This window comes from Flavobacterium sp. PL002 (genome assembly GCF_054165825.1).
On the sequence record NZ_CM135110.1, the window covers coordinates 2,481,901 to 2,504,733 of the forward strand.

Sequence of the window (22,833 nt, forward strand, 5' to 3'; positions counted from 1 at the left end):
TCGAAAAAGAGATTCGCACGCTACGCATCACGCCAACGGACATACAAACTTATATTTCGCAGTTTGAATACGACACTTGGAATAGAATCCAGAAAATGACCTACCCTGATGGTGAGGTGGTCGATTACACCTACAACCGAGCAGGAAATTTGCAAAGCATGCAAGGGAAAAAGGAAAGCCATACTTACGATTACATCAAGCAATTGGCGTATGATGAGTTTGAGCAACGCAAGTATTTAAAATACGGAAACGACACCGAAACCAATTACAACTACGACCCAACCATGCGCCGTTTGCAACAACTGCAAGTAAGCTCAAGTTTAGGCCGCCAGATCATGAACAACAGTTACAGCTATGATTTAGTTGGGAATGTTTTAGGAATTAAGAATGTAGCGCCTGTAGTCAATAATACCTTAGGAGGAACATCCAATCACGAGTACCAATACGATGATTTTTACCGCTTAAAAAGTGCAAAAGCAACCTATCAAGGGGAGTTTACCAAAGCCAGTTATGAGCTAAACATGAGCTATAACAAAATGCACAACATCACCAAAAAAGACTTGGTGCATACGGTAAATAACGAACAAAAAGGCTATGTTTTAGATTATACTTATGATAATGAAGCACATCCTAATGCTCCGTCATATATCAGCGAAGTGGCACAAGCTAATGCAACAGCGAGTCCAGGAGCTGGAGGTAGAACTTATACCTATGATGGAAACGGAAACCCTACGTATATCGAGGGAGCTACCCCTTCGGGGGCTGGGGGGATGAAGATGACCTGGGACGAAGAAAACCGTTTGATGGGAATCAATGATAACGGACGCATTCATCAATACACCTATGATGCAGGTGGCGAGCGTGTGATAAAAAGCAGCGGCGACAGTCAGCATATTGCTGTAAATGGACAAACAGCAGCAACCATAGTACATACTGATGATTACACAGGCTATGTGAGTCCGTACTTTGTGATAAGCAAAGGGAAATTTACCAAGCATTATTTCGAGGGAGCAGGGCGTATTGTAAGTAAACTAGGAAATGGTGCTTTTGCACAGCCCTTAAAAATCACCGCAGGTGGTGTGAATTACACGCAACGAACGGCTGCAGAACAAAAAGCGTTGGATGCTTATGTGAAAACTTTGGGCGTGCCACCAGGACCACCTACACAACAAGGTATTTATGCCACACCTGAGTTTACAGGTGATCCTTACCCGAGTGAAGTTTTACAACCAGTTGAAGAAAACCAAGAGCCTCCGGAAGGTTGGCCTCGAAACCCAATATTTAACGCTCCAGGCGATGTTCCAGGGCCGCCGGTGCAATTTGGTCCTCCAGTAGAACCTGCCACCGTACTAGCCGCAGAAGGTTTTACAGGAATTGGTTTGCCCGAGAACGATATTTTTTATTTTCACCCCGATCATTTAGGAAGTACTTCGTATATTAGTACCCGAAATGGAAGTATTTCGCAGCACGTAGAATATATAGCCTTTGGAGAGATTTTGTTTGAGGAGCATTCTAGCTCGTTTTCTTCGCCTTATCTTTTCAACGGAAAAGAATTGGATAGAGAAACGAATCTTAGCTATTATGGGGCGAGGTATTTAGATATGAAGACTTCGCTTTGGTTGAGTGTGGATCCTTTGGCGGAGAAGTTCTCGAATCAAAGTCCATATAGTTTTTGCTTTAATAACCCAATCCGATATACTGACCCGACAGGGATGGCTCCAGATGATTTTGTGCAACGAAATGACGGAAGTATTTATTGGGATAATAATGCTAACTCAAAAGCTACTACAAAATCTGGAGAAACTTATTTAGGAAAAGAGTTAACTTTTAATTTTAATAGTTATATCGATTCTAAACTATGGGATGGTCCTATGGGAGATTTACCAGCTGGAGATAAACTAACTTCTACAATTAAAATTACTGGTAACGAGAACAGTAAAGGAGTGTTAACAAGTATTTCTGCATCAAAATCAGTCAAAGTTGGAGATACTCCAATGGGTACTGCTAATGATTATTATCCTGGAGAAGGAGGAAACAATAATACATTTGGTCTAACAAAATCATCAACAGGTATTGATCTTAATTTTGAACAACACGCAAGTGTTTCTCCTATTGAAGAATTCGGAATGAATAGAATGGGTTATAAAATTGTTGATGTTGCACAAAAACTTGAGATTAATTACAATAGTAGAAATGGGAATCTTTCTGTTTCGAGTTCTACAGGCGTATTTCCTTCCGCAACTTTATCTGTCAATGGTAATGAAATGATGAAATATAACCAACCATCATTTGTTAAGACACATACAGCTCCGTCAATTAAGTCTACATACTTGCCAGGTCAATCACAAGGGCGCGACTTTTCTTATTATCCAACTAAATTTTACAAAAGATAAATTATGTATAAACCCACAATTAAAAATATATTATTATGCATTTTTACAAAATATATTGCTTTTTATGTTTTCTTAATGTTTAAGAGAAATGATTTTAGCATGTTAGAAGCAAATGATATAGGAAATAAATTGTTGTATTTTTTATTAATGATGTTGCCTTTATCCATAGTTAGTATGTTACTCTTTTTATGGCCTATAATTTACTCTTTTAAAATGAAAAATTTAATATGTTTTATTTTTATAATCAATTTAGTTTTATTAATAGAATATTTAGTTTATACTTACTTAGCTTCTCAATCAAATTTATGGAATGGAATATACCTAACGATTATAAGTTTGTTATTTTTAGGGTTGTTTTTTTACAAGCATATTATATTAATGTTTAAGTAAGGGATTCCCCGCTTATGACGGAAGTCAAATAAATATGTATTTAGATTCTAAAAGGCTATGTTTTAGATTATACTTATGATAATGAATTGCACCCTAATGCGCCAAGTAGTATTCAAGAAACGCCAGCAGTACTAACAACTAACAACCAACCCGTTGGCGGAAGAAATGCCGAGCTTGAGTTCTTATAATTATGCTTTTAGCAATCCTGTTAAATTTATTGATCCAGATGGAATGAAACCGACAGACTGGTATAAAAATAAAAAAACAAATGAAGTCGTGTGGTTTGATGGTTCAAAATCAATAAATGGATATGAGCATTTAGCTTATCATTATGGTTATACAGATGCATACAATAACAGAACTTTGTATAATGGAGATACTAAAAAAATGACTTATAATGGTAAAGTTATAAAAAGTTTTGAAAAGAGTACACTAAAAAGCATTACTGATTATACATTAGATAATTTAGCAAGTCCAATAATAGAGGGAGCTCAGCTTTTTGGTTATATGGTTTATGGTACAGGTGTATTATTTAATGAAGTAGTAATAAAAGGGAATGACGGAGGAGATCGAAGTCTGAAAATAGATATTCCAATGCCTGCTTACGAATTTAATAATGGAAAACTTGTTAAAACTGATTTTAATGATTTTTCTGAAGGTGAACTGATTTCTAATGGAGTAACATTTACAACTTTACCTTTAAATTATGTTAAAACAGGTTTAGGCGCAACGGCAGATGCGGCAGCTAATCTTACAATAGGTACAGCTCTTACTACTGGACTTCAAGAAGCTATTGATAATCCTTAATAAAAAAATAAAAAAATAATGGGAGGACTACCTAGGTTAATTGGGATATTTGTTAGGCTGATTTTAATATATAAATTAAATTATAAAGAAATGAATAAAAGATATTCTAAAAATAGAGATAAAGAAGATTATCTTAATTTTATTACTGGAATTATAGTTTTTGCAATTTTAATCTTATTATTAATTTTTATAAAATTTGGTTTTTAATTCCCAGCTCGTCCTCGTATTGCTTGCGCTCGTTTTTAACGAGTGCCCACAAAGTTTTGCGAGAGAAAAGAGTATAAAAACCAAGTGTAAATGCTTGGTTTTTTTTATAGTGTTAACGCATTAGAGAGTGTTTGGTTAAGTTTAATATTGTAAACAGCACCGCTCCGCAAAGTCTACCGCTATTTACATTTAGACCTAACTCTGTATCGTATTTATTTAATGGTAAAGAGTTGGATAGAGAAATCGAGGAACGAGATGCATCGAAACCACTAAAAAATAACAGACATGAGATAAACCAATTTATCGTACTTTGGTGCTAGGTATTATGATGCGAAGGTGAGTTTGTGGTTGAATGTTGACCCCGATGGCTCGGATATGTCGTCAACGATAGCTCAACGATAGCGCGGATTTACAACAACGATAGCGCGGATTTGCAATCCGTGCCCACAAAGTTGAGCAAGTAAACAAAATAAAAAACCAAGCGTAATTGCTTGGTTTTTGTGTTTTATAGTGTTGAGAATAAACTGATCATTTAGGAAGTACTTCGTATATTAGTACTCGAAATGGTTCTATTTCGCAACACGTAGAATACATAGCCTTTAACTCTAGTTTTAATTGTTTTTTTGGAATCGTTGAATCTCATAAAATCGATTTGGAAAGATTTTATTCGAGGAGCATTCTAGCTCGTTTTCTTCGCCTTATTTGTTTAACGGAAAGGAACTCGATAGAGAAACGAATTTGAGCTATTATGGGGCGAGGTATTTGGATATGAAGACTAGTTTGTGGTTGAATGTGGATCCGCTAGCGGAGAAAATGCCAGCCTATGGAGCTTATGTATATACGTTTAATAATACTATTCGTTTTACTGATCCAACAGGAATTATTGCAGAACCGCCCGCAGGAGTTGATGCAGAAGATGGTGCTGTACATTCTGATGATAGTGGGAAATGGATATATGAAAAAGCAACTACTACTTGGAAAGGCCAAAATGGAGCTAAGGATATTGGAAACACAATTGAATTAGATAATATAAATATTAAAGGTTATAAAAGTAATTATGTTCCTTCAGGTGAGTATGGGCCAGATAAAGACCCAAATCATGCTTACATGATAGCTGCAGCAGTTGTCTTGCCAGTACTGGCCGCTGAAGGAGCTGTCGCTGCTGCAGGCTCTTATATCTGGGCAGAAGGAGGAGCGGCAATTTCTCAGATAACTTGGAGCTCTGCGGGAATTAATATGGCATCTAATGCAACAGCTCAATATTTAGCTAATGGAAGAAGTTTTGGAGATATAAATATGGTTTCGACAGCTAGCTCAATAGTGCCTGGAATTGGCCCCGCAATTTTTGGAGAAACTATAGGGTGGACGCCTAATAATATTATGAAAGGTCAGGGATTTCAAACTCCAGAATCATTTAATAAATGGGCTGTTCAAGCAGGTTCTGCTGTTTTGAGTAATCGTTTTGCAAAAGCAAGTGATAATTATCTATCAGGTTCAGGTTTTGGAGAAGCGATGGTTAGGGAGTTTTTTAAAGGATTAGTAGCAGTTGGAGCAAATTCAGCACCACAAGGAATTAAGTAGTTATGAAATTAAAAACAAAAGCAATATTAGTTTTAAGTCCCTTAATTTTTATTTGTGTGTTCGCTTATATACGAACTCACAAATTTGAAAAAGCGTTTAAAAACAACGGTAAAGTAACAATTGGTAGAATTGATTCTATTTTCACACCACCTAAATGGGCGTCAACCGTTTATTTATTTTATTATGTTGATAATAAAAAGCATACCTCTTTTGAAAGTGATATAAAATATAAAGCGACCAAAAGAGATATCGGTAAGTTTTATCAAATTAAATATTTACCAGATTCTCCTGAAATAATTAGAGTAGATTATTCAAAAGAAATTACAGACACTACTGAAATTTTAAAAGCTGGTTTTTCAAGAGAAGAAATAGGGAATTAAAAATGGAATTGAAACCCGATCGCTCGGATATGTCTACAACCCTAGCGCAGATTTGTAATCTGTGCCCTCAAAGTTGAGCAAGTAAATAAAGAGAAATGAGTATAAAAAAACCGAGCAAATTGCTCGGTTTTTGTGTTTTGTAGTGTTGATAATAAACGGATCATTTAGGAAGTAATTCGTATATTAGTGCCAGAAATGGTTCTATTTCGTAACACGTAGAGTATATAGCCTTTAACTCTAGTTTTAATTGTTTTTTTTGGAATCGTTGAATTTCATAAAATCAATTTGGAGAGATTTTATTTGAGGAGCATTCTAGCTCGTTTTCTTCACCGTACTTGTTTAATGGGAAGGAATTAGACAGGGAGACAAATTTGAGCTATTATGGAGCTGGTATCTGGATATGAAGACTAGTTTGTGGTTGAGTGTGGATCCCTTGGCGGAGCAGATGCCAAACCTAGAAAGTTATATTTATACTTTTAATAACCCTGTTAAATTTGTTGATCCAGATGGTAGAAGACCATATGATTGGTATGAAAATAAAAGCACAGGTAACATTGCTTGGAAAAACGGTAGCAAAGAAATAGATGGATATAAAAGACTAAATTTTACTGTAAGTAATCAAAGTTATGGTAAAAATAAATCTGATCACTTGATAATGGATGGTGTAACGAAAAAGATTTCTATAAATGGTAATACTATTGCAGATTTTAGTAAGGGATCTTCTGGTTCTTTTCTAAAAAGTGGATTTACAATTTGGGGTAATGATAGATCAGGTGATACATCAGGACAAAAAGGTACTACAACAGACTCTTTTGAATCATCAAGCATCCCTTCCATTGGAGAAAGTGCACCAAAAATGGGTCAAGTTTCGATTTTAGGTATGTTAGCCACTATCATTAAAAATTTTCTAAATGGCGCAAGTGCAGCTGGTGTTACCGCCGGCGTTGCAGGCAGGGTTGATACAATAGTTCACGAAACAGAGGATAATTTAATTAATATGAGTATTCCAGAAACAACATTATCTGGAAATAGTAAATCATCAAGTGCAAGCTTTCATACAAAGGATACTATTGTTAAAAAAAATTGATTCTGCAAAGGTATTGAATGAAGCAAAAAAAAATGACAAAACAAAGATTAATAACTTCAATAAAAAAAATGGAACAGATTATTAAGAAAACAAAATGGTTATTAATTTTATCTCTTGTTATTGCTTGTAATAATAAAAAAAATAAAAATTTGGACAGGGATAATAAATATGACAATAATATAAGTAAAATTTTGTCTATCAGTTTTCCTGATACAGTCAGATTGAATACAGTTGTCGAAGGTCAATTACAATACGATCTTAATAACATAGGTTTTGACTCCGATTCAATAAGTAGTAGATTTCTACATCTTATTTTAACGACTAATAGAAAAGAAAAACTATTAGGATATAATCAAATGGAAAAAGATTACCTATTGGGCTATGTAGATTCAATTCCAACAGGGAAATTCAAATTTGCAGCTGTTTTTGAAAAGAAAGGAAAACAAATGCTTAACATAGCAATTCGAGACAATATGTTTTTAAAACACGATGGTGAACTATCAGAAGATGAAATGAAATTGAGGACGGCTGATTGTTTATTCTCTAAAGAAGTTTATGTGATTGAATAGACTAGCCCAGCTCTACGAAGAGTTCATTAAAAAAGTAAATTTGTCGTGTATGCTGTGCGAATGTCTCTGACTTCGCACCCACAAAGTTGAGCAAGTAGACAAAATAAAAAACCAAGCGTAATTGCTTGGTTTTTGTGTTTTATAGCGCTAAGAAAAAACCGATCATTTAGGAAGTACTTCGTATATTAGCGCAAGAAATGGTAGCAGAAGCCAGCATGAGGAGTACATAGTCTTTAACTCTAGTTTTCATCGCTTTTTTTTTGAAATCGTTGAATCTCATAAAATTGATTTGGAGCCATTTTATTCGAGGAGCATTCTAGCTCGTTTTCTTCGCCGTACTTGTTCAATGGAAAAGAACTCGACAGAGAAACGAACCTCTCATACTACGGGGCGAGGTATTTAGATATGAAGACGAGTTTATGGTTGAATGTTGATTTGTTTAAAGAGAAATACCCAAGTGTTGGTTCATATATTTATTGTTTAAATAATCCTATTAATGCAAAAGACCCTGATGGTAACGATTTTATCTATGTAAATCAGAATGGAAGTATTAATAGAGTTGTCGTAAATGATTCACCATATATAACTTTAGTTTTGCCAAATGGTAAAGGAGTTTTATTATCAGATTTAGATATTTCTGGAAGCATGTTTACTTGGAACAATACTAATAGACAAATTGTAGCAAATGTTACTGGTTACTACGGTAATCAAGCAGGAGTAACAGGAATAGGAGCTAATTATGATATGGAGGATAAGAGTTTAGCTTATACTGATAAGAATGATAAAATATGGGTTCATCCAAGTTCAAAAGGAGGTATTGCAACTACTCTTAATAATAAGTACGATTTAAAAAGTACTTTAATTCATGAGTATTATCATCAAAAAGAAAAAAGTAGTGGAAAAGATTATACTTATTCCGAACATACCAAAGTTTATTTAAAACAATTTCAACACACAAGTTTTAAAAAGACTAGTGCTACTTTTTCAGAAGGTCAAATTGTTAATTTTATTAAATATATAGATGAAGCTGCTTGGCAAAAAGAAAATGGCTGGCAGGATTTAATAAAAGAGTTCAATAATTCTAATATTTTAGGAGGTTATCAAATCAAATATAGATCATCAGGAGGAACACAATTATTTAACAGTAAGGGACAAGAACGAATACCGGAAATCTCACTTCCTTTAGATGGTCCTCATTAAAAAAAAAGTAGTATATGAATAATAAAATTTTATTATTAATGATAATTTTTATTTCATGTAAAAATAAAGATGACTTAGGATTAACTAAGCCAGAAAAAAAATGGGTTTATTATAATTCATTAAGGGAATATAATAGAGATAGTATAGGGTTTATTATGTATTTAAAATTCTATAATAAAGGAAAATGCGCGAATTTTTTCTTTGCTAATGATGAACAGGACTATAAGCCTGATATGGATTGGCAATTTACGAAAAGTGATAGTATTTTAGAAATCGGTGGCAACAAGTTTTTAGTTTTAAATATTTATAATGATAGTATACTTGTGAAGGATTTAAAATATAATAGAAAATGTAAATTTTTGAATTGGAATATTTTGGGAAAACCCAGCTCTACGAAGAGTTCTTTAGAAAAGTAAATTTGTCGTGTATGCTGTGCGAATGTCTCTGACTTCGCACCCACAAAGTTTAGCAAGTTAACAAAATAAAAAACCAAGCGTAATTGCTTGGTTTTTGTGTTTTATAACGTTGATAAAAACGGATCATTTAGGAAGTACTTCGTATATTAGTACCCGAAATGGAAGTATAAGCCAGCATGTTGAGTACATAGCCTTTAACTCCTGTTTTTATTGTTTTTTTTTTGAGTCGTTGAATCTCATAAAATCGATTTGAAGCCATTTTATTCGAGGAGCATTCTAGCTCGTTTTCTTCGCCATACTTATTTAATGGAAAGGAATTAGACAGAGAAACTAACCTTAGCTATTATGGGGCTAGGTATTTAGATATGAAGACTTCGTTGTAGTTGAATGTGGATCCGTTGGCGGAGAGATGATGCAAAGTGTGGGAAGTTATGGTGGTGTAATTTTAGGAGATGATTTAGGGAAAAAACTGGTGAAGTAAAAATAAATTTTATGATTAAGAAATTAGTATGGCTTTGGAATTTAATTTATTATAATTTATTCCTATTTGAGAACATGATAACAAAAACAATTTTTTTTCCTTTTTTATCCTTGTTAAAGAGTAAGAAAATCAGGGAGATTTACAATAAGAGAGGAATTAAAGATCCTGACTTAATTGTTAAGGATGCATTGTTAAATCCTATATATGGAAGTAATAGTGTTAGTGCTGCTGGAATTATAAGTGTAATAGTATTATTCTATTGTGTTGGGTTTTTTTGCTTATATACCGGTTTTTTTTTAAATGAGTTAAATTTAACAATATCAAATCTTTTGATATTTGGTGTTATTGCCATTGCCATAAATTACTATTGTCTATTTAAAAGAAATAAATACCAAGATTATTTTAAAGAATTTAATCATTTATCAAGAAAAAAAAGATTGAAATATAGTTTTTTAAGTTTTTTGTTTATAATTTCTTCTCTGATATTTCTTATAATTAGTTTTGGATATATGGATTATTTAATAAATTTAAAATAATTTCCCTAGCTGGCACAAGTAGAAATAAATTCAGCGGCTAGAGCATGCCTCTGGATCGTGCCTGTAAAGTTGAGCAGGTAAACAAAAAACTAAGCGTGAATGCTTAGTTTTGGTGTTTTATTATGGTTGATAAAATCAATAATTCTTGTAAAAATAAATGATCTAATAAAAACAGATGTCTAGGTCAAAGTGGGTATGGTAATTTAAATGATATATGAAAAAGCAACTACCACCTGGGGTTGGCGCAAATAGCACTCCTCAAAAATTTCATTAATTATGATAAAGAAAAAAAATATTATTCCATTATTAATTCTGTTAGCTTTCATTATTTTTGTTTTATGTGCTCAGCTAAGAAGTTTTCAATACGAAAATAGATTAAAAAGAGAGGGTCAAGCGGCAATTGGAAGAGTTGATAGTATTGTGAGATTTCCCAAATCTTCTGCGGTATTTATCTCATATATTATATCAAATAAGAAATACAATTCTTTTGAAAGTGCATTAGATAAGAAAATATCGAGTGAAGACGTAGGGAGGTTTTATGAATTCAGATATTTGTTAGATTCACCAAAAATAGTTAGAGGGAATTATTTTAAAGAAATTACCGATACAGTTGCTATTTTAAATGCAGGATTTTCAAGAGAAGAAATTGTTATCTTGAATAAGAATTAAGAATTCCCCGGTCCCGCACGAACCCTTTCGTATGGCTTGTGTAACGGTAATGTAGCTGTAAAGTTGAGCAAGAAAAAAAAACCAAGCGTGAATGCTTAGTTTTTGTGTTTTATTATGGTTGATAAAATCAATAATTCTTGAAAAAATAAATGATCTAATAAAAACAGATGTCTAGGTCAAAGTGGGGATGGTAATTTAATGGATAGAGGTAATGCCACAACAATTACACCTGAACAACGTTCAAAGATTATAGCAAAGTTGCAAATGAACAAACTTCAAAAAAATAAATTATGACTTCATTTTGTTTAAAAAAAATATTTATAAAAATTATTACAAACGTAAAACAAAATAAACGGTACTATTTTATTTTACTCCTATTATCAACTAACGTTTTCTCTCAAAGTGATTTAATTAATAATCAAGAATCTAATCATTTCATTATTACAAATGATAGTTTAAATATCGTTTATAGAGGAACTCTAAATCCTATCTCAATTTATGTTCCCAATGCAAAATCATTTGAAGCCAAAGGTCAAGGTTTGGTTAAAATTTCAGACGGAAAATATACATTAGCTCCAGGCTCTGGTTTATATTCAATTATCACATTAGAAATAGAATATTATAATGGAGAAGATAGTATTGAAGAATACAAATTTAGAATAAAGGGAATTAGTACTCCATTAGGAGTGATAAACGGTAGAAGTTGTGATAACTGTATTTTAGAGATGAATAAAACTGATATTTGCAATTCAATTATTCAATTTAAATATGCAGAAGATTTTCTTTTTGACTACGACTCAGCAAAATATAAAATTGAAAAATTCACTTTAAATTTACCTAAAAACAAACAAATAAAAATATCGGGGAACAAATTAAATGATATAGCTGTGAGGATTATTGAAAAGTTAAGACGAAAATCAATTATTGTAATTGATGACATAGAATATTCATTTCCTGACTCTGAAAATTATAGTTTGCCTAAATTAATTCCAATCAAAATTATGCTAATCGATTAATATTGTTGGATATGGCAAAACTATAACCAGCTCTACGAAGAGTTCTTTAAAAAAAAAATAAATTTGTTGTGTATGCTGTGTGAATGTCTTGGACTTCGCGTCCACAAAGTCGAGTAAGCAAACAAAATAAAAAATCAAGCGTAATTGCTTGTTTTTGGTGTTTTATGGCAATAAGAAAATGATCATTTGGGAAGTACTTCGTGTATTAATAATCAAAATAGAATCGTTGAATCTCATAAAATCGATTTGGGGAGATTTTATTTGATGAGCATTCTAGCTCGTTTTCTTCGCCATACTTATTTAATGGAAAGGAACTCGACTGGGGAATGAATCTTAGCTATTATGGGGCTAGGTATTTGGATATGAAGACCTCGCTTTGGTTGAGTGTGGATCCTAAAATGGAGAAATACCCAGGTTTTGGAGCATATATATACTTTATTAATAATCTTAATTGACCCAGACGGAAGAGATATTTTTATTCCTTTCATTGGGAACTCTAATAGTATTGGAAATAGAAAGAATAAAGCTCAAATTACTAAAAATATACAAGCAATCACCAATTAAAAAATAAGATTAGTTGAGACAAAAGGAGGTTATTTAGTAAAAATTATAGAAGGGAAAGCAAATGAAGGGAAAAAACTTGTAGAGGGTACTAAATTAATTAGGATCTAATTGGTTCAAATAAAAGAGTTACCGTTGAAGCTCAAGAAGGGCACGAAAATGTGAGATTAAAATCAAAAAATAGTAATAGTATAATTATTTATGACCCACTAATTTTGCTAATGATACCAAAGGTAATGTGATACAAAATGCTGATGGTTCATATGGAAGACCTCCCGAAATTGGACTAGCACATGAATTTCTTCATGCAGAAGCAAATGCTCAAGGAGAGGTAGATAAAAACACCTTTTAAAACAATTAATTCTGATAAGCCTTTTCAGAATGAAAAGGTTACTACAGATCAAGATGAAGTTAACACAAGAAAAAGAGAAAATGCAATTAGAAAAGAACAAGGGGTAAAAGAAAGAAAAATTAAAAAAAGAATGATTATGCTTAAAATAAAGTTTTTGAGGTAAGTAGATAATTTCATATCTTAGAGATCAATAAAACAAGGGAAACATGGATTTATTTACAGGGCAAAACCTTTTAGAGTTCGCTGAACGGTTTAAAACAGATGAACACTGCAAAGAATATTTAGCAAATTATAAATGGGAACGAGGATTTATTTGTTTAAAATGTAAGCATACAAAGAGTCAAATCCGCAAAGATTTTTCCAGAACTTGTAATATCTGCAGCCATACAGAAACCGCGGCGGCAAACACTTTATTTCATAAGGTTAAGTTTGGTTTACGCAAAGCCTTTTTTATATGTTTTGAGATGTCAACCACCACTAAAAGTTTATCTGCCAGTTACATGGGAGTTCGCTATGGAGTTACAGAAAAAACAGCACGTTTATTTATGCACAAAATTAGAGAAGCGATGAAATCTAGTGAGAATCATCCAATGGACGGAACTGTTCATGTTGATGAATTCGTTATTGGAGGAAAGGAAAAAGGTAAAGTAGGCAGGAGTTATGATAGCAAGAAAAAAAAGGTTGTAACAGCAGTGGAACTAACAGATGAAGGAAAAATTAAAAGAATGTATGCCTTGAAAATTGATAATTATTCAGCCAAAGAATTAGAGACAATATTTGAAAAGCACATTAATAAAAATGCAAAAATAACCACAGATAAATGGAAAGGTTATCGTCCTTTATTTGGAGATTATAATATCACACAAATAGAAAGCAACAAAGGGATGAATTTTATGGCATTGCACACAATGATTCATCAAGTAAAATCATGGATTAGAACAACATATTCATCGGTAAGTGACTTTAATATAAACAGGTATCTTGATGAATTTTGTTATCGAATTAACCGTTCTCAAAGCAAAGACACAATATTCAACAATTTGATAGTAAGAATGGTCGAGTCAGAAAAAATATATCAATCTAAAATTATATGTTCGTAACTACTGACCTCAATAAAGTTTAAATCGATAGTGCTAAATATTTTTTGTTTTTTAATAATTTCAAGTTGTTTGGGGCAAAGATTACATAATGCAAAAGATAATAAGGTTGCTATAATTGAGGAAACAAAATATATATATTGGGTCACTGGATATGATTTTAGCTCTTGGAAACCTAATGAAATTGATTTTAAAGTAGCAGATGATATATTAATAAAAGCTATTAATCTTAATCAATTTTACTTTTTAAGAGGCAAAAATATCTCTGAAATAAAAAAGTATTATAGACAGTATTTGTGCTATGTTAATGAGCGTGGTGAGAAAATAATTTACATTAACTCAATGTGTGAATTATTTAAGGATTATGATGAAGATAATATGCCTGTAGTTTTTGATTGGAAAACTAAGATGATTGACATTGCAGATGGAGGAGAATGTTATTGGAATGTCAAGTTAAACATAACTACTCAGGAGTTTTTTGAGCTAAAGATCAATAATCGTTCATAATCCAAACCTCTAGCTGACGCAATCGTAAATAAGTTCAACGGATAGCACTATGCCTGTGGCTCACGCCAACAAAGTTGAGCAAGTAAAGAAAATACAAAACCAAGCGTAGTTGCTTGGTTTTTGTGTTTTGGAGTGGTTGAAAAAATAATGCTATAATAAAAACAGATCCCCTAGCCCAGATAGCAGCGACATCCTTTTATTTTTTAGTTATAAAAATAAAAGATATAGCGAATAGCTGGAATTAGCTCCTGAAAAATGTTTAAAGTAAAAAAAGGTAATTAACGGTTGCAGTAGGTTAGCTGCGCTAATATGTTACAAACGTTACTATTGTTAGAATGCTATCTTTATATCGGGTAGTATTGAAATAGCTAACCAGTTTTTGAGGGTTATAATAGTTTTTTGGCATGCGAATTTAAAATTTAAAAATGCAATAATAACTTATAAACGGGTATTGGATTCATACTTACTCAAATCTAGATTAAGAATAGTGCCTACTTTGCTAAACTCTTCATTAATAATTGCATTCAAGATCAGTTGTTCATTTGTAATTGGATGATTAAAAATTAACTGATGTGCATGGAGCATCATTCCTTTAAGGTCGTAATTCTCTAGCCATAATTTATTTTGTTTGTTACAACCATGGGGGCGACTTCCTAAAATGGGATGGAAGATGTGTTTGAAGTGTTTGCGCAATTGGTGCATACGTCCCGTTTCAGGAATCGCTTCTACCAAACAATAGCGTGATGTTGGTTTATTATTAAAAGCTAAATCAATTTCTGTTTTTTGCAAACACTTAAAGTAAGTTATTGCATCTTGTGTTACATCGTCATCATTAGTTAAAGCATAATCAATCGTTAGTTCTTCAGGTGACCAGCCACGTAGGATTGCTAAATATTTTTTTTCGACTTCCCTTGACGCAAAGCGATCATTCATGATTTTTAATACTTCCTTATTTAATGCAAATAACAATACTCCAGATGTTTTTCGGTCTAACCGATGAATAGGATAAACGTGTTGTCCTCCTATTTGATTTCTCAATTCTTGAATAGCATACACTTTTGCATCGCGTGCATAAAATGATTTGTGAACTAACAAACCGCTAGGTTTATTAATTGCGATAATATATTGGTCTTGGTATAGAATTTCTAACATTTGGCAAAAATAAAAGAGATTTCGATTAAAATCACTTTTATGACTTATTTATTTCTACACTTCAGTCTAAGAAGAGTTTTTGTAAAACGCGGAATAATTTTTTTCTGATTTTGAACTCGTAATGTTATCCAGTTAAAATTTCACTAGTCAACAGGTATTGGAATTAATTGAAAAAGTAATGTAAAAAAAAAGCCTCAGATTTCTCTGAAGCTTTTCTAGTAGCGGGAACAGGACTCGAACCTGTGACCTTCGGGTTATGAGCCCGACGAGCTGCCTACTGCTCTATCCCGCGATGTGCGTTTTGTAATCTCAATAAGGCTACTTAGTAGCGGGAACAGGACTCGAACCTGTGACCTTCGGGTTATGAGCCCGACGAGCTGCCTACTGCTCTATCCCGCGTTGTTTCGGGTGCAAAGATACAACGAAATTCGGCATTTGCAACAAAAATTTAAAAAAATGTTTTATTTTATCTATTGACTTGATATAACTACCTTTGCACAATAAATAGTATATTAAATGTCACATAAAGCAGGTTTTGTAAATATTATAGGGAATCCTAACGTTGGGAAATCAACATTAATGAATGCCTTTGTTGGAGAACGATTATCAATCATTACATCCAAAGCACAAACAACACGTCACAGAATCCTAGGAATTGTAAACGGTGAAGATTTTCAAATGATCTTATCAGATACTCCTGGAATTATTAAGCCAGCATACGAAATGCAGGAATCGATGATGAATTTCGTAAAATCGGCATTCGAAGATGCTGATATTTTGATTTACATGGTCGAAATAGGGGAGCAAGATTTAAAAGATGAAGCTTTTTTTAATAAAATCATTCATTCTAAAATACCAGTATTGTTATTGTTGAATAAAATTGATAATTCGAATCAAGTACAATTGGAAGAGCAAGTAGCGTTCTGGACTGCTAAAGTACCTAATGCCGAAATTTATCCAATATCAGCTTTAAAGAATTTTAATGTACCCGAAGTTTTTCAAAGAATCATTTCGCTTTTGCCAGAATCACCTGCTTATTATCCAAAAGATCAATTGACAGATAAGCCAGAACGTTTCTTTGTAAATGAGACTATTCGCGAGAAAATCTTATTGAATTATAGTAAGGAGATTCCGTACGCGGTCGAAATTGTTACCGAAGAGTTTTTTGAAGACGACAACATTATTCGCATCCGTTCTTTAATTATGGTGGAGCGCGAAACACAAAAAGGAATTATCATTGGACACAAAGGAGCAGCTTTGAAAAAGGTAGGAGTGGACTCTCGTGCCGATTTAGAAAAGTTTTTTGGAAAACAAATCCACATCGAATTGGTGGTCAAAGTAAATAAAAATTGGAGAAGCAACGCCAACATGTTAAAACGTTTTGGTTATAACCAATAAAATATATAATTTGTTAGCGTATCGGAATTCGATATTGCAATAATTTAAAAATCAGTAGCAGAATTTACTTCTAGTGCTGATTTTTTTTTGTTTCAAAGAAAAATTTTGCAATAAGTAATCACCACCATGGTTGAAAGATTTGGGCGTATCCCGCCAAAAAAGTCGGGTCGGGCTATTCGTTTCAATCTTTTTTAAGGCTTAAAAAACAGCCTTAAAAAAGGATTTCCACTGCTATCCCTTACGCAAAACCGCAGTAGATTTCAATTTTAGGAATCATGAAGCGATGATTTTTTCGAATAAAACTTCCAACTCTTTCATTTGATCGTTCCCGTTATGTCTTATTTGGCGAGCAATAAAATACAATAAAAACCAAGCAATAAACATTAAGGTAAGCACTAGGGAATCTGTGGTGAGTGCGTTTTTCAACACGTAATCAGAATAAAGTATTCCTAGGAAGATTAAAAAAACACCTGCTACTATAAAATGTAGAAACATAAAAAAACTCCACAGCACAGGATCAGGGCCAAACAAACCTCGAATATGAGTCTGGTTTTCAGTAGGAGTTTCTAATTCTAAGTGGAGGTGAGGAGAATAATATTTTTTTTGTACTCCTATAATATGTAACCACACATGATTTCCGCTAACTTTAATGTGGTAGTTATCGTCTTTAATTTGTGCAAAATGCTTGAATTTATCCAATAATAAATCCGTTTTTTCGGGTACGTCTTTATAAAAACGAAGCAGTAATCTTATTTCATTATCGACTTCCATAAGTACCATTTTTTAGAGTTAAATATCAGTGAAAGTGCTAATATATCAAAAAAATTGATATTCACGCTTTTTACACTACCTTTGCAGAATATTTGAAAATTAGATTATGAATAACATTGTTGCGATAGTAGGAAGACCTAATGTAGGGAAATCAACCCTTTTTAATAGGCTGATACAAAGAAGAGAAGCTATTGTAGATTCAGTTTCGGGAGTTACCCGAGATAGAAACTATGGTAAAAGCGAGTGGAACGGAAAAGAGTTTTCTGTAATTGATACAGGAGGATACGTTCGTGGATCTGATGACGTTTTTGAAGGCGAAATCCGTAAGCAAGTAGAACTTGCTATTGATGAGGCTGATGTCATCATTTTTGTAGTTGATGTAGAAGAAGGTATCACTCCAATGGATGATGCTGTTGCTAGATTATTGCGTAAAGTAACTAAGCCAGTGCTTCTTGCTGTGAATAAAGTAGATAACGCCATGCGTGAGAAAGACGCAGTGGAATTTTACAACCTTGGTTTAGGGGAGTATTATACTTTTGCAAGTATTTCAGGAAGTGGTACAGGAGATTTATTAGATGCTTTAATTAAAGCATTTCCTGAAAAACCAGAAGTGGAAGAAACTTCAGACTTGCCTCGTTTTGCAGTAGTAGGACGTCCAAATGCTGGGAAATCAAGTTTTATTAATGCATTAATTGGTAAAGATCGTTATATAGTGACTGATATTGCGGGTACTACTCGTGATTCTATCGATACAAAATTTGACCGTTTTGGTTTTGAATTTAACTTAGTAGATACTGCGGGAATTCGTCGTAAAGCTAAGGTAAAGGAAGATTTAGAGTTTTACTCAGTAATGCGTTCAGTGCGTGCTATTGAGCATGCAGATATTTGCATCTTGATTATTGATGCAACTCGTGGATTTGAAGGTCAAGATCAAAGCATTTTTTGGTTGGCTGAAAAGAATAGAAAAGGAGTTGTTATCTTAGTAAACAAATGGGATTTGGTTGAAAAAGAAACCATGTCTACAAGAGATTACGAAGAAAAAATTAGAGAAGAGTTAATGCCATTTACTGATGTGCCAATTCTTTTTGTATCTGCTTTGACAAAACAACGTTTGTTAAAAGCGCTTGAGGCTACAGTTAAAGTATACGAAAGTAGACAACAACGTATTGCAACTTCAAAATTCAACGAATACATGTTGAAAGTGATTGAAGCATACCCGCCACCAGCTACTAAAGGAAAGTACGTAAAAATTAAATATTGTATGCAGTTGCCAACACCTACACCTCAGTTTGTGTTTTTTGCGAACATGCCACAATATGTAAAAGAACCGTACAAACGTTACCTTGAAAATAAAATTAGAGACAACTGGGATTTCTCAGGAGTTCCAATTGATATCTATATTAGAGAGAAATAAAAATTAAAAAATCCCGATGAAAATCGGGATTTTTTTTGGTAAAATTGCTTCTTAAAACTTTGTATAAATGCTATTTGTAAAAAGTCAAATTGTCAGTTCGAGCGGAGTCGAGAACCACTAAAGCATATCTATTGCGCTAGATAAGATAAAAAGTAGGTTATGCTATAGTTTGCTATTATTTAGGTTTTTTGAGCTAAAAAAGTACATTCAATATAATATTTTAGTGCTATAAAATAAAAAAAGCTGCATTTTGCAGCTTTTTTTTATAGATTGTATTTTTACCAGCTTCCTCCGGAGCCTCCTCCAGAAAAACCACCGCCACCGAATCCACCACCGAATCCGCCGCCGCCGCCAAATCCTCCTCCAGAAGATCCACCACCAAAACCACCTCCGCCACCACGGCCAAGACTGCTCAGTAGGATGACATCTAGTAAACTAGGGCCTCCGCCCCCGCGATTTCCAGAGTTTCCGCCTCCTCCTTTGTTTTTAGAAACCAGCATGAGTATAATTATAACAATGATAATTAAGGGCAATAGCGGGAAATCACTCCCCTTATTACTTCGTTTTCGTTCACCTTTATATTTTCCTTTAAAAACGTCAAAAAGTGCATCTGTACCTTTGTCTAGACCATTGTAATAACTTCCTGCTCTAAATTCTGGCAGAATTATATTTCGAGTAATCTCACCACCTATACCAGCTGTTAAACGGTCTTCAAGACCGTAACCTGGAGATATCCATATTTTTTTTTCCTCTTTAGCTAATAAAATAAGTACGCCGTTATCGTCTTTTGCTGTTCCGCCTATTCCCCATTCATGACCCCATTTTGGAGTAAGGATGCCTATATCTTCTCCTTTCAAGCTTTCAATAGTAATCACAACAATTTGGGTAGTTGTTGTATCTGCGTACTTGATTAGCTTTTCTTCTAACTGTGCCTTTTCTGATGCGCTCAACACATTGGCATAATCATAAACGCTAGTTTGTACATCCGGCTTTTTCGGAATCGTAAATTGTGCAAACCCTAATTGTGTTATGAAAAGTCCAATAAGTAAGAGTAACGATAAGGCGGTATTCTTTTTTTGTAAAATCATATTATCCTTTAGATATTTCGTTTGATAGTTCATTCGTATCATCTTCAGACGATGGGAAATGTTGTTTAAGCTCTTCTCCAGCTCTTAAAATTCCGTCAATCAATCCTTGTTTAAAATTCCCGTTTTTGAAATGTGCAATCATAACGTCTTTTGTGCTGTCCCAGAATGTATTGGTTACAATATCATTGATTCCTTGATCTCCACAAATAACAAACGTTTTATCTGCTACGGCTAAGTAAATCAAGACGCCATTTTTTAACTGCGTTTGATCCATTTTTAACTCATTAAAAACTTCCAGCGCACGATCATAAGGATCAAGTTTTGTTGTTTTTTCTAGATGCACCCTGATTTCTCCAGAGGTGTTTTTTTCGGCCACACAAATTGCATCAACAATTTCTTGTTCTTCTTCAGGTGTTAAAAAATCTTCTACTTTAGACATGAGTTACTTTTTATATTATAATTAATTTAAAACAATAAACCATTAAGAAACAAGATTCATTATTTCTTAATAATCTAAATTTCTTAATGGTTTATTTTAAAATCCTTTTTAATGGAGTTGTTTTAGAATTTTACTTCTACAGGTTTATCAGCACCTTCAACAGCATTGAAATAAGCTTTTTCTTTAAATCCAAACATTCCTGCAAACATGCTATTTGGGAATGTTTTGATGTGAGTATTATAAGGTCTAACTGCTTCATTAAAACGAGTTCTAGAAGTCAATATTTGATTTTCGGTACTTGCTAATTCGTCTTGTAATTTCAAGAAGTTTTGATTTGCTTTTAGATCAGGATAACGCTCTACGCTTACTAATAAACGGGATAGAGAGCTACTAACACCACTTTGAGCTGAGTTGAATGCTTGTAATTGTTCAGGAGTAATGTTTGATGGGTCAATAGTTACTTGCGTAGCTTTTGCACGAGCCTCAATAACCGCTGTCAATGTGCTTTTTTCAAATTCAGCAGCTCCTTTCACGGTGTTTACTAAGTTCCCTATTAGGTCATTACGTCTTTGGTAAGCCGTTTGTACATCTCCCCAAGATTGTTCTACATTTTGGTTTAATTCTACAGCAGTATTGTTAATTCCTTTAATCCAGCTGTACATTCCAATAATAACTACGGCTACAATAATCCAAGGCAAAAATCTTTTCATGTTTATTTTTTTTAATGTTTAATATTCGGTTTTAAAATTATAATCTAAATCCACTTTTAAAGTTGATTCTTAATGTTTGTTAACTGTGTTCGTACTGTTTCTAATTTTCGGATAATTTCAAATTTATCCAGTGTTTTCTTCTGACCTTCTTTCAAGTGTGTTTTTGCTCCTTCAAGCGTAAAACCTCTTTCCTTAACTAAATGATATATCAGTTGCAGGTTGGTCACATCTTCTGGAGTAAACATTCTATTTCCTTTAGCATTTTTCTTAGGCTTTAGAATATCAAATTCACTATCCCAAAAACGAATCAGTGAGGCATTGACATCAAATGCCTTAGCAATTTCACCTATGCTATAATACCTCTTGTCTTTAGATAGTTCAATATGCATTTTTTATATTTTAATTTTTTTAAACTTTATTGTCTAATAAATACTGCTACTACTAACCCAATCCTGAATACTAGTCTAAAGACTGATTCTCTTGATTGGCTTGTTGCGAAATGGCCACATATTCCACAGCTGATATATTTCCGTAATAAAAATTAAGAGGATTCACCACTTTTCCGTCTTTATGAACCTCATAATGTAAATGCGGTCCCTCTGATCTTCCGGTGCTTCCTATGTATCCTATAACATCACCACGTTTAATTTTTTGACCAGCTCTGCAATTGTATTTGCTTAAATGCGCATACAGTGTTTCGTATCCATAACCATGCCTAATTACAATGTGGTTTCCATAACCTGATGCCGTATTGTCCGCACGAGCAACAACTCCATCTCCAGTAGCATAAATAGGAGTACCAGTATTGGCTGTAAAGTCCATTCCTTCATGCATTTTACGCGCTTTAGTAAACGGATCTGTACGGTATCCAAAGCCTGATGCCATACGTTTCAAATTTTCATTTTTCACTGGCTGAATGGCAGGAATGGCAGACAATAATTTGTTTTTTTCTTTCGCTAATTTTAAAATATAATCTAAAGATTTAGATTGAATCGCCAACTCCTTAGATAACACATCCACTCTTTTTGTGGTATTTAAAACCAACTGCGAATTATCATAACCCTCTAATGCAGCATAACGATTATTGTTGCTATACCCTGATTTTCTGTCTTCCTCAGGAATAGCTGTAGTATTAAAATACGTTCGGTACAAATTATTATCGCGATCCTCAATAGCGGCAATCACATTATCTAGCTGGTCCATTTTTTTATTTAAAACGGCATAATTCAGTTTCAAATTTTCAATTTCACGCGCCTGAATTAAATCTTTTGGTGTTTTAAAGTACGGAGTGTTCAATAAAACCACAAAACTAATAAAACCAAAAAGAACTGAAGCCAGTAAAAACAAGGCTATGAAGCCAAATTTCCTTCTTTTCTTAGTTTTAATTTTCCGATATGCTAGATTTTCAGAATCGTAATAATATTTTACTTTCGCCATATTTTAAAATACCCTATTTTTGCACCTTATAAAAAGGTTAGAACAACAAATTTAAGAAATGTTTCATTTGTTATCGCCTTTTTTTAGTAATAAATATATTAATGTGCCTATTCCAGCTATTCGTTTCAAGTTCTCGTCTTGAAATCATTTTTTCTACTGCGCTGGCAGGAGCTTC

Annotated in this window: 23 protein-coding genes and 2 tRNA genes; 16 read left to right on the top strand and 9 right to left on the bottom strand. The window is 33.3% G+C overall.

The window, feature by feature from the left end; all coding sequences use genetic code 11:
* Positions 1-95 precede the first annotated feature (95 nt).
* The 14 genes from ACVEGE_RS10830 to ACVEGE_RS10895 all read left to right on the top strand — a co-directional run bounded on the left by ACVEGE_RS10830 (position 96) and on the right by ACVEGE_RS10895 (position 14,249).
* Positions 96-2,393 (top strand): RHS repeat domain-containing protein, encoded by a 2,298-nt coding sequence (locus tag ACVEGE_RS10830; RefSeq protein WP_192501957.1) that lies wholly within the window; start codon positions 96-98, stop codon positions 2,391-2,393.
* 564 nt (positions 2,394-2,957) lie between these two features.
* Positions 2,958-3,590, top strand: coding sequence for a hypothetical protein (locus ACVEGE_RS10835; protein WP_192501958.1), 633 nt, complete (start codon positions 2,958-2,960; stop codon positions 3,588-3,590).
* Between the two features lie 867 nt (positions 3,591-4,457).
* Positions 4,458-5,378: an RHS repeat-associated core domain-containing protein gene (locus ACVEGE_RS10840; RefSeq protein WP_192501962.1), complete on the top strand. Its 921-nt coding sequence runs from the start codon at positions 4,458-4,460 to the stop codon at positions 5,376-5,378.
* Positions 5,379-5,380: 2 nt separating this feature from the next.
* Positions 5,381-5,758, top strand: coding sequence for a hypothetical protein (locus ACVEGE_RS10845; RefSeq protein ID WP_192501959.1), 378 nt, complete (start codon positions 5,381-5,383; stop codon positions 5,756-5,758).
* Between the two features lie 445 nt (positions 5,759-6,203).
* Positions 6,204-6,845 (top strand): hypothetical protein, encoded by a 642-nt coding sequence (locus ACVEGE_RS10850; protein WP_192501960.1) that lies wholly within the window; start codon positions 6,204-6,206, stop codon positions 6,843-6,845.
* A 32-nt stretch (positions 6,846-6,877) separates the two neighbouring features.
* Entirely contained in the window at positions 6,878-7,414 is a 537-nt protein-coding gene (locus ACVEGE_RS10855; protein ID WP_192501961.1) for a hypothetical protein, read from the top strand.
* Positions 7,415-7,711: 297 nt separating this feature from the next.
* Positions 7,712-8,614 (top strand): RHS repeat-associated core domain-containing protein, encoded by a 903-nt coding sequence (locus tag ACVEGE_RS10860; RefSeq protein WP_371742389.1) that lies wholly within the window; start codon positions 7,712-7,714, stop codon positions 8,612-8,614.
* Positions 8,615-8,628: 14 nt separating this feature from the next.
* Positions 8,629-9,030: a hypothetical protein gene (locus ACVEGE_RS10865; protein WP_192501956.1), complete on the top strand. Its 402-nt coding sequence runs from the start codon at positions 8,629-8,631 to the stop codon at positions 9,028-9,030.
* A gap of 492 nt (positions 9,031-9,522) precedes the next feature.
* Entirely contained in the window at positions 9,523-10,047 is a 525-nt protein-coding gene (locus ACVEGE_RS10870) for a hypothetical protein (RefSeq protein ID WP_173856973.1), read from the top strand.
* Between the two features lie 276 nt (positions 10,048-10,323).
* Positions 10,324-10,716 carry a hypothetical protein gene (locus ACVEGE_RS10875; protein ID WP_192499634.1) on the top strand — a complete coding sequence of 131 codons (393 nt, stop codon included), beginning with the start codon at positions 10,324-10,326 and terminating at the stop codon, positions 10,714-10,716.
* A gap of 290 nt (positions 10,717-11,006) precedes the next feature.
* Complete coding sequence (locus tag ACVEGE_RS10880; RefSeq protein ID WP_173856975.1) at positions 11,007-11,732, top strand: GldM family protein; 726 nt, start codon at positions 11,007-11,009, stop codon at positions 11,730-11,732.
* Between the two features lie 254 nt (positions 11,733-11,986).
* Positions 11,987-12,187 carry an RHS repeat-associated core domain-containing protein gene (locus ACVEGE_RS10885; protein WP_173857003.1) on the top strand — a complete coding sequence of 67 codons (201 nt, stop codon included), beginning with the start codon at positions 11,987-11,989 and terminating at the stop codon, positions 12,185-12,187.
* A 664-nt stretch (positions 12,188-12,851) separates the two neighbouring features.
* Complete coding sequence (locus tag ACVEGE_RS10890; RefSeq protein WP_192501064.1) at positions 12,852-13,745, top strand: IS1595 family transposase; 894 nt, start codon at positions 12,852-12,854, stop codon at positions 13,743-13,745.
* Positions 13,746-13,814: 69 nt separating this feature from the next.
* The gene (locus ACVEGE_RS10895) at positions 13,815-14,249 is read left to right on the top strand and encodes a hypothetical protein (protein ID WP_192500454.1); all 435 of its coding nucleotides are present in this window, start codon (positions 13,815-13,817) and stop codon (positions 14,247-14,249) included.
* Between the two features lie 438 nt (positions 14,250-14,687).
* Here the strand turns inward: ACVEGE_RS10895 and ACVEGE_RS10900 are convergent, their stop codons facing one another.
* From ACVEGE_RS10900 to ACVEGE_RS10910, 3 genes are all read right to left on the bottom strand, one after another.
* On the bottom strand, positions 14,688-15,401 hold the full coding sequence (locus ACVEGE_RS10900) for a pseudouridine synthase (RefSeq protein WP_192500453.1): 714 nt from the start codon (positions 15,399-15,401) through the stop codon (positions 14,688-14,690).
* Between the two features lie 219 nt (positions 15,402-15,620).
* Positions 15,621-15,693: transfer RNA gene (locus ACVEGE_RS10905), tRNA-Met, on the bottom strand.
* A gap of 34 nt (positions 15,694-15,727) precedes the next feature.
* Positions 15,728-15,800 (bottom strand) — tRNA-Met (locus ACVEGE_RS10910).
* Positions 15,801-15,917: 117 nt separating this feature from the next.
* Here ACVEGE_RS10910 and era point away from each other — a divergent pair.
* Positions 15,918-16,799, top strand: a complete 882-nt coding sequence (gene era / locus ACVEGE_RS10915) for a GTPase Era (protein ID WP_173850188.1) — start codon at positions 15,918-15,920, stop codon at positions 16,797-16,799.
* Between the two features lie 273 nt (positions 16,800-17,072).
* Here the strand turns inward: era and ACVEGE_RS10920 are convergent, their stop codons facing one another.
* Entirely contained in the window at positions 17,073-17,570 is a 498-nt protein-coding gene (locus ACVEGE_RS10920) for a hypothetical protein (protein WP_192500452.1), read from the bottom strand.
* Positions 17,571-17,676: 106 nt separating this feature from the next.
* Between ACVEGE_RS10920 and der the strand changes: the two genes are divergently transcribed.
* Entirely contained in the window at positions 17,677-18,984 is a 1,308-nt protein-coding gene (der, locus tag ACVEGE_RS10925) for a ribosome biogenesis GTPase Der (protein ID WP_173850186.1), read from the top strand.
* Positions 18,985-19,262: 278 nt separating this feature from the next.
* On the opposite strand, the gene ACVEGE_RS10930 is transcribed toward der, so the two are convergent.
* The 5 genes from ACVEGE_RS10930 to ACVEGE_RS10950 form a co-directional block, all read right to left on the bottom strand.
* Positions 19,263-20,072 carry a TPM domain-containing protein gene (locus ACVEGE_RS10930; protein WP_173856979.1) on the bottom strand — a complete coding sequence of 270 codons (810 nt, stop codon included), beginning with the start codon at positions 20,070-20,072 and terminating at the stop codon, positions 19,263-19,265.
* A 1-nt stretch (position 20,073) separates the two neighbouring features.
* Entirely contained in the window at positions 20,074-20,511 is a 438-nt protein-coding gene (locus ACVEGE_RS10935; protein WP_173850184.1) for a TPM domain-containing protein, read from the bottom strand.
* A 122-nt stretch (positions 20,512-20,633) separates the two neighbouring features.
* The gene (locus tag ACVEGE_RS10940) at positions 20,634-21,221 is read right to left on the bottom strand and encodes a LemA family protein (protein ID WP_173850183.1); all 588 of its coding nucleotides are present in this window, start codon (positions 21,219-21,221) and stop codon (positions 20,634-20,636) included.
* 56 nt (positions 21,222-21,277) lie between these two features.
* A complete protein-coding gene (locus ACVEGE_RS10945) occupies positions 21,278-21,610 on the bottom strand; it encodes a MerR family transcriptional regulator (protein WP_173850182.1) in 333 nt (110 codons plus the stop codon).
* Positions 21,611-21,680: 70 nt separating this feature from the next.
* Entirely contained in the window at positions 21,681-22,658 is a 978-nt protein-coding gene (locus tag ACVEGE_RS10950) for a M23 family metallopeptidase (protein ID WP_173856981.1), read from the bottom strand.
* Positions 22,659-22,833: the final 175 nt, after the last annotated feature.

What these genes read in the sequence shown, in the direction of transcription:
- ACVEGE_RS10830 (WP_192501957.1), top strand. Translation starts at nt 96, where the DNA reads ATGACCTACCCTGATGGTGAGGTGGTCGATTACACCTACAACCGAGCA.
- ACVEGE_RS10845 (WP_192501959.1), top strand. Translation starts at nt 5,381, where the DNA reads ATGAAATTAAAAACAAAAGCAATATTAGTTTTAAGTCCCTTAATTTTT.
- ACVEGE_RS10850 (WP_192501960.1), top strand. Translation starts at nt 6,204, where the DNA reads ATGCCAAACCTAGAAAGTTATATTTATACTTTTAATAACCCTGTTAAA.
- ACVEGE_RS10855 (WP_192501961.1), top strand. Translation starts at nt 6,878, where the DNA reads ATGACAAAACAAAGATTAATAACTTCAATAAAAAAAATGGAACAGATT.
- ACVEGE_RS10865 (WP_192501956.1), top strand. Translation starts at nt 8,629, where the DNA reads ATGAATAATAAAATTTTATTATTAATGATAATTTTTATTTCATGTAAA.
- ACVEGE_RS10870 (WP_173856973.1), top strand. Translation starts at nt 9,523, where the DNA reads ATGATTAAGAAATTAGTATGGCTTTGGAATTTAATTTATTATAATTTA.
- ACVEGE_RS10875 (WP_192499634.1), top strand. Translation starts at nt 10,324, where the DNA reads ATGATAAAGAAAAAAAATATTATTCCATTATTAATTCTGTTAGCTTTC.
- ACVEGE_RS10880 (WP_173856975.1), top strand. Translation starts at nt 11,007, where the DNA reads ATGACTTCATTTTGTTTAAAAAAAATATTTATAAAAATTATTACAAAC.
- ACVEGE_RS10890 (WP_192501064.1), top strand. Translation starts at nt 12,852, where the DNA reads ATGGATTTATTTACAGGGCAAAACCTTTTAGAGTTCGCTGAACGGTTT.
- ACVEGE_RS10900 (WP_192500453.1), bottom strand. Translation starts at nt 15,401, where the DNA reads ATGTTAGAAATTCTATACCAAGACCAATATATTATCGCAATTAATAAA.
- era (WP_173850188.1), top strand. Translation starts at nt 15,918, where the DNA reads ATGTCACATAAAGCAGGTTTTGTAAATATTATAGGGAATCCTAACGTT.
- ACVEGE_RS10920 (WP_192500452.1), bottom strand. Translation starts at nt 17,570, where the DNA reads ATGGAAGTCGATAATGAAATAAGATTACTGCTTCGTTTTTATAAAGAC.
- der (WP_173850186.1), top strand. Translation starts at nt 17,677, where the DNA reads ATGAATAACATTGTTGCGATAGTAGGAAGACCTAATGTAGGGAAATCA.
- ACVEGE_RS10930 (WP_173856979.1), bottom strand. Translation starts at nt 20,072, where the DNA reads ATGATTTTACAAAAAAAGAATACCGCCTTATCGTTACTCTTACTTATT.
- ACVEGE_RS10935 (WP_173850184.1), bottom strand. Translation starts at nt 20,511, where the DNA reads ATGTCTAAAGTAGAAGATTTTTTAACACCTGAAGAAGAACAAGAAATT.
- ACVEGE_RS10940 (WP_173850183.1), bottom strand. Translation starts at nt 21,221, where the DNA reads ATGAAAAGATTTTTGCCTTGGATTATTGTAGCCGTAGTTATTATTGGA.
- ACVEGE_RS10945 (WP_173850182.1), bottom strand. Translation starts at nt 21,610, where the DNA reads ATGCATATTGAACTATCTAAAGACAAGAGGTATTATAGCATAGGTGAA.
- ACVEGE_RS10950 (WP_173856981.1), bottom strand. Translation starts at nt 22,658, where the DNA reads ATGGCGAAAGTAAAATATTATTACGATTCTGAAAATCTAGCATATCGG.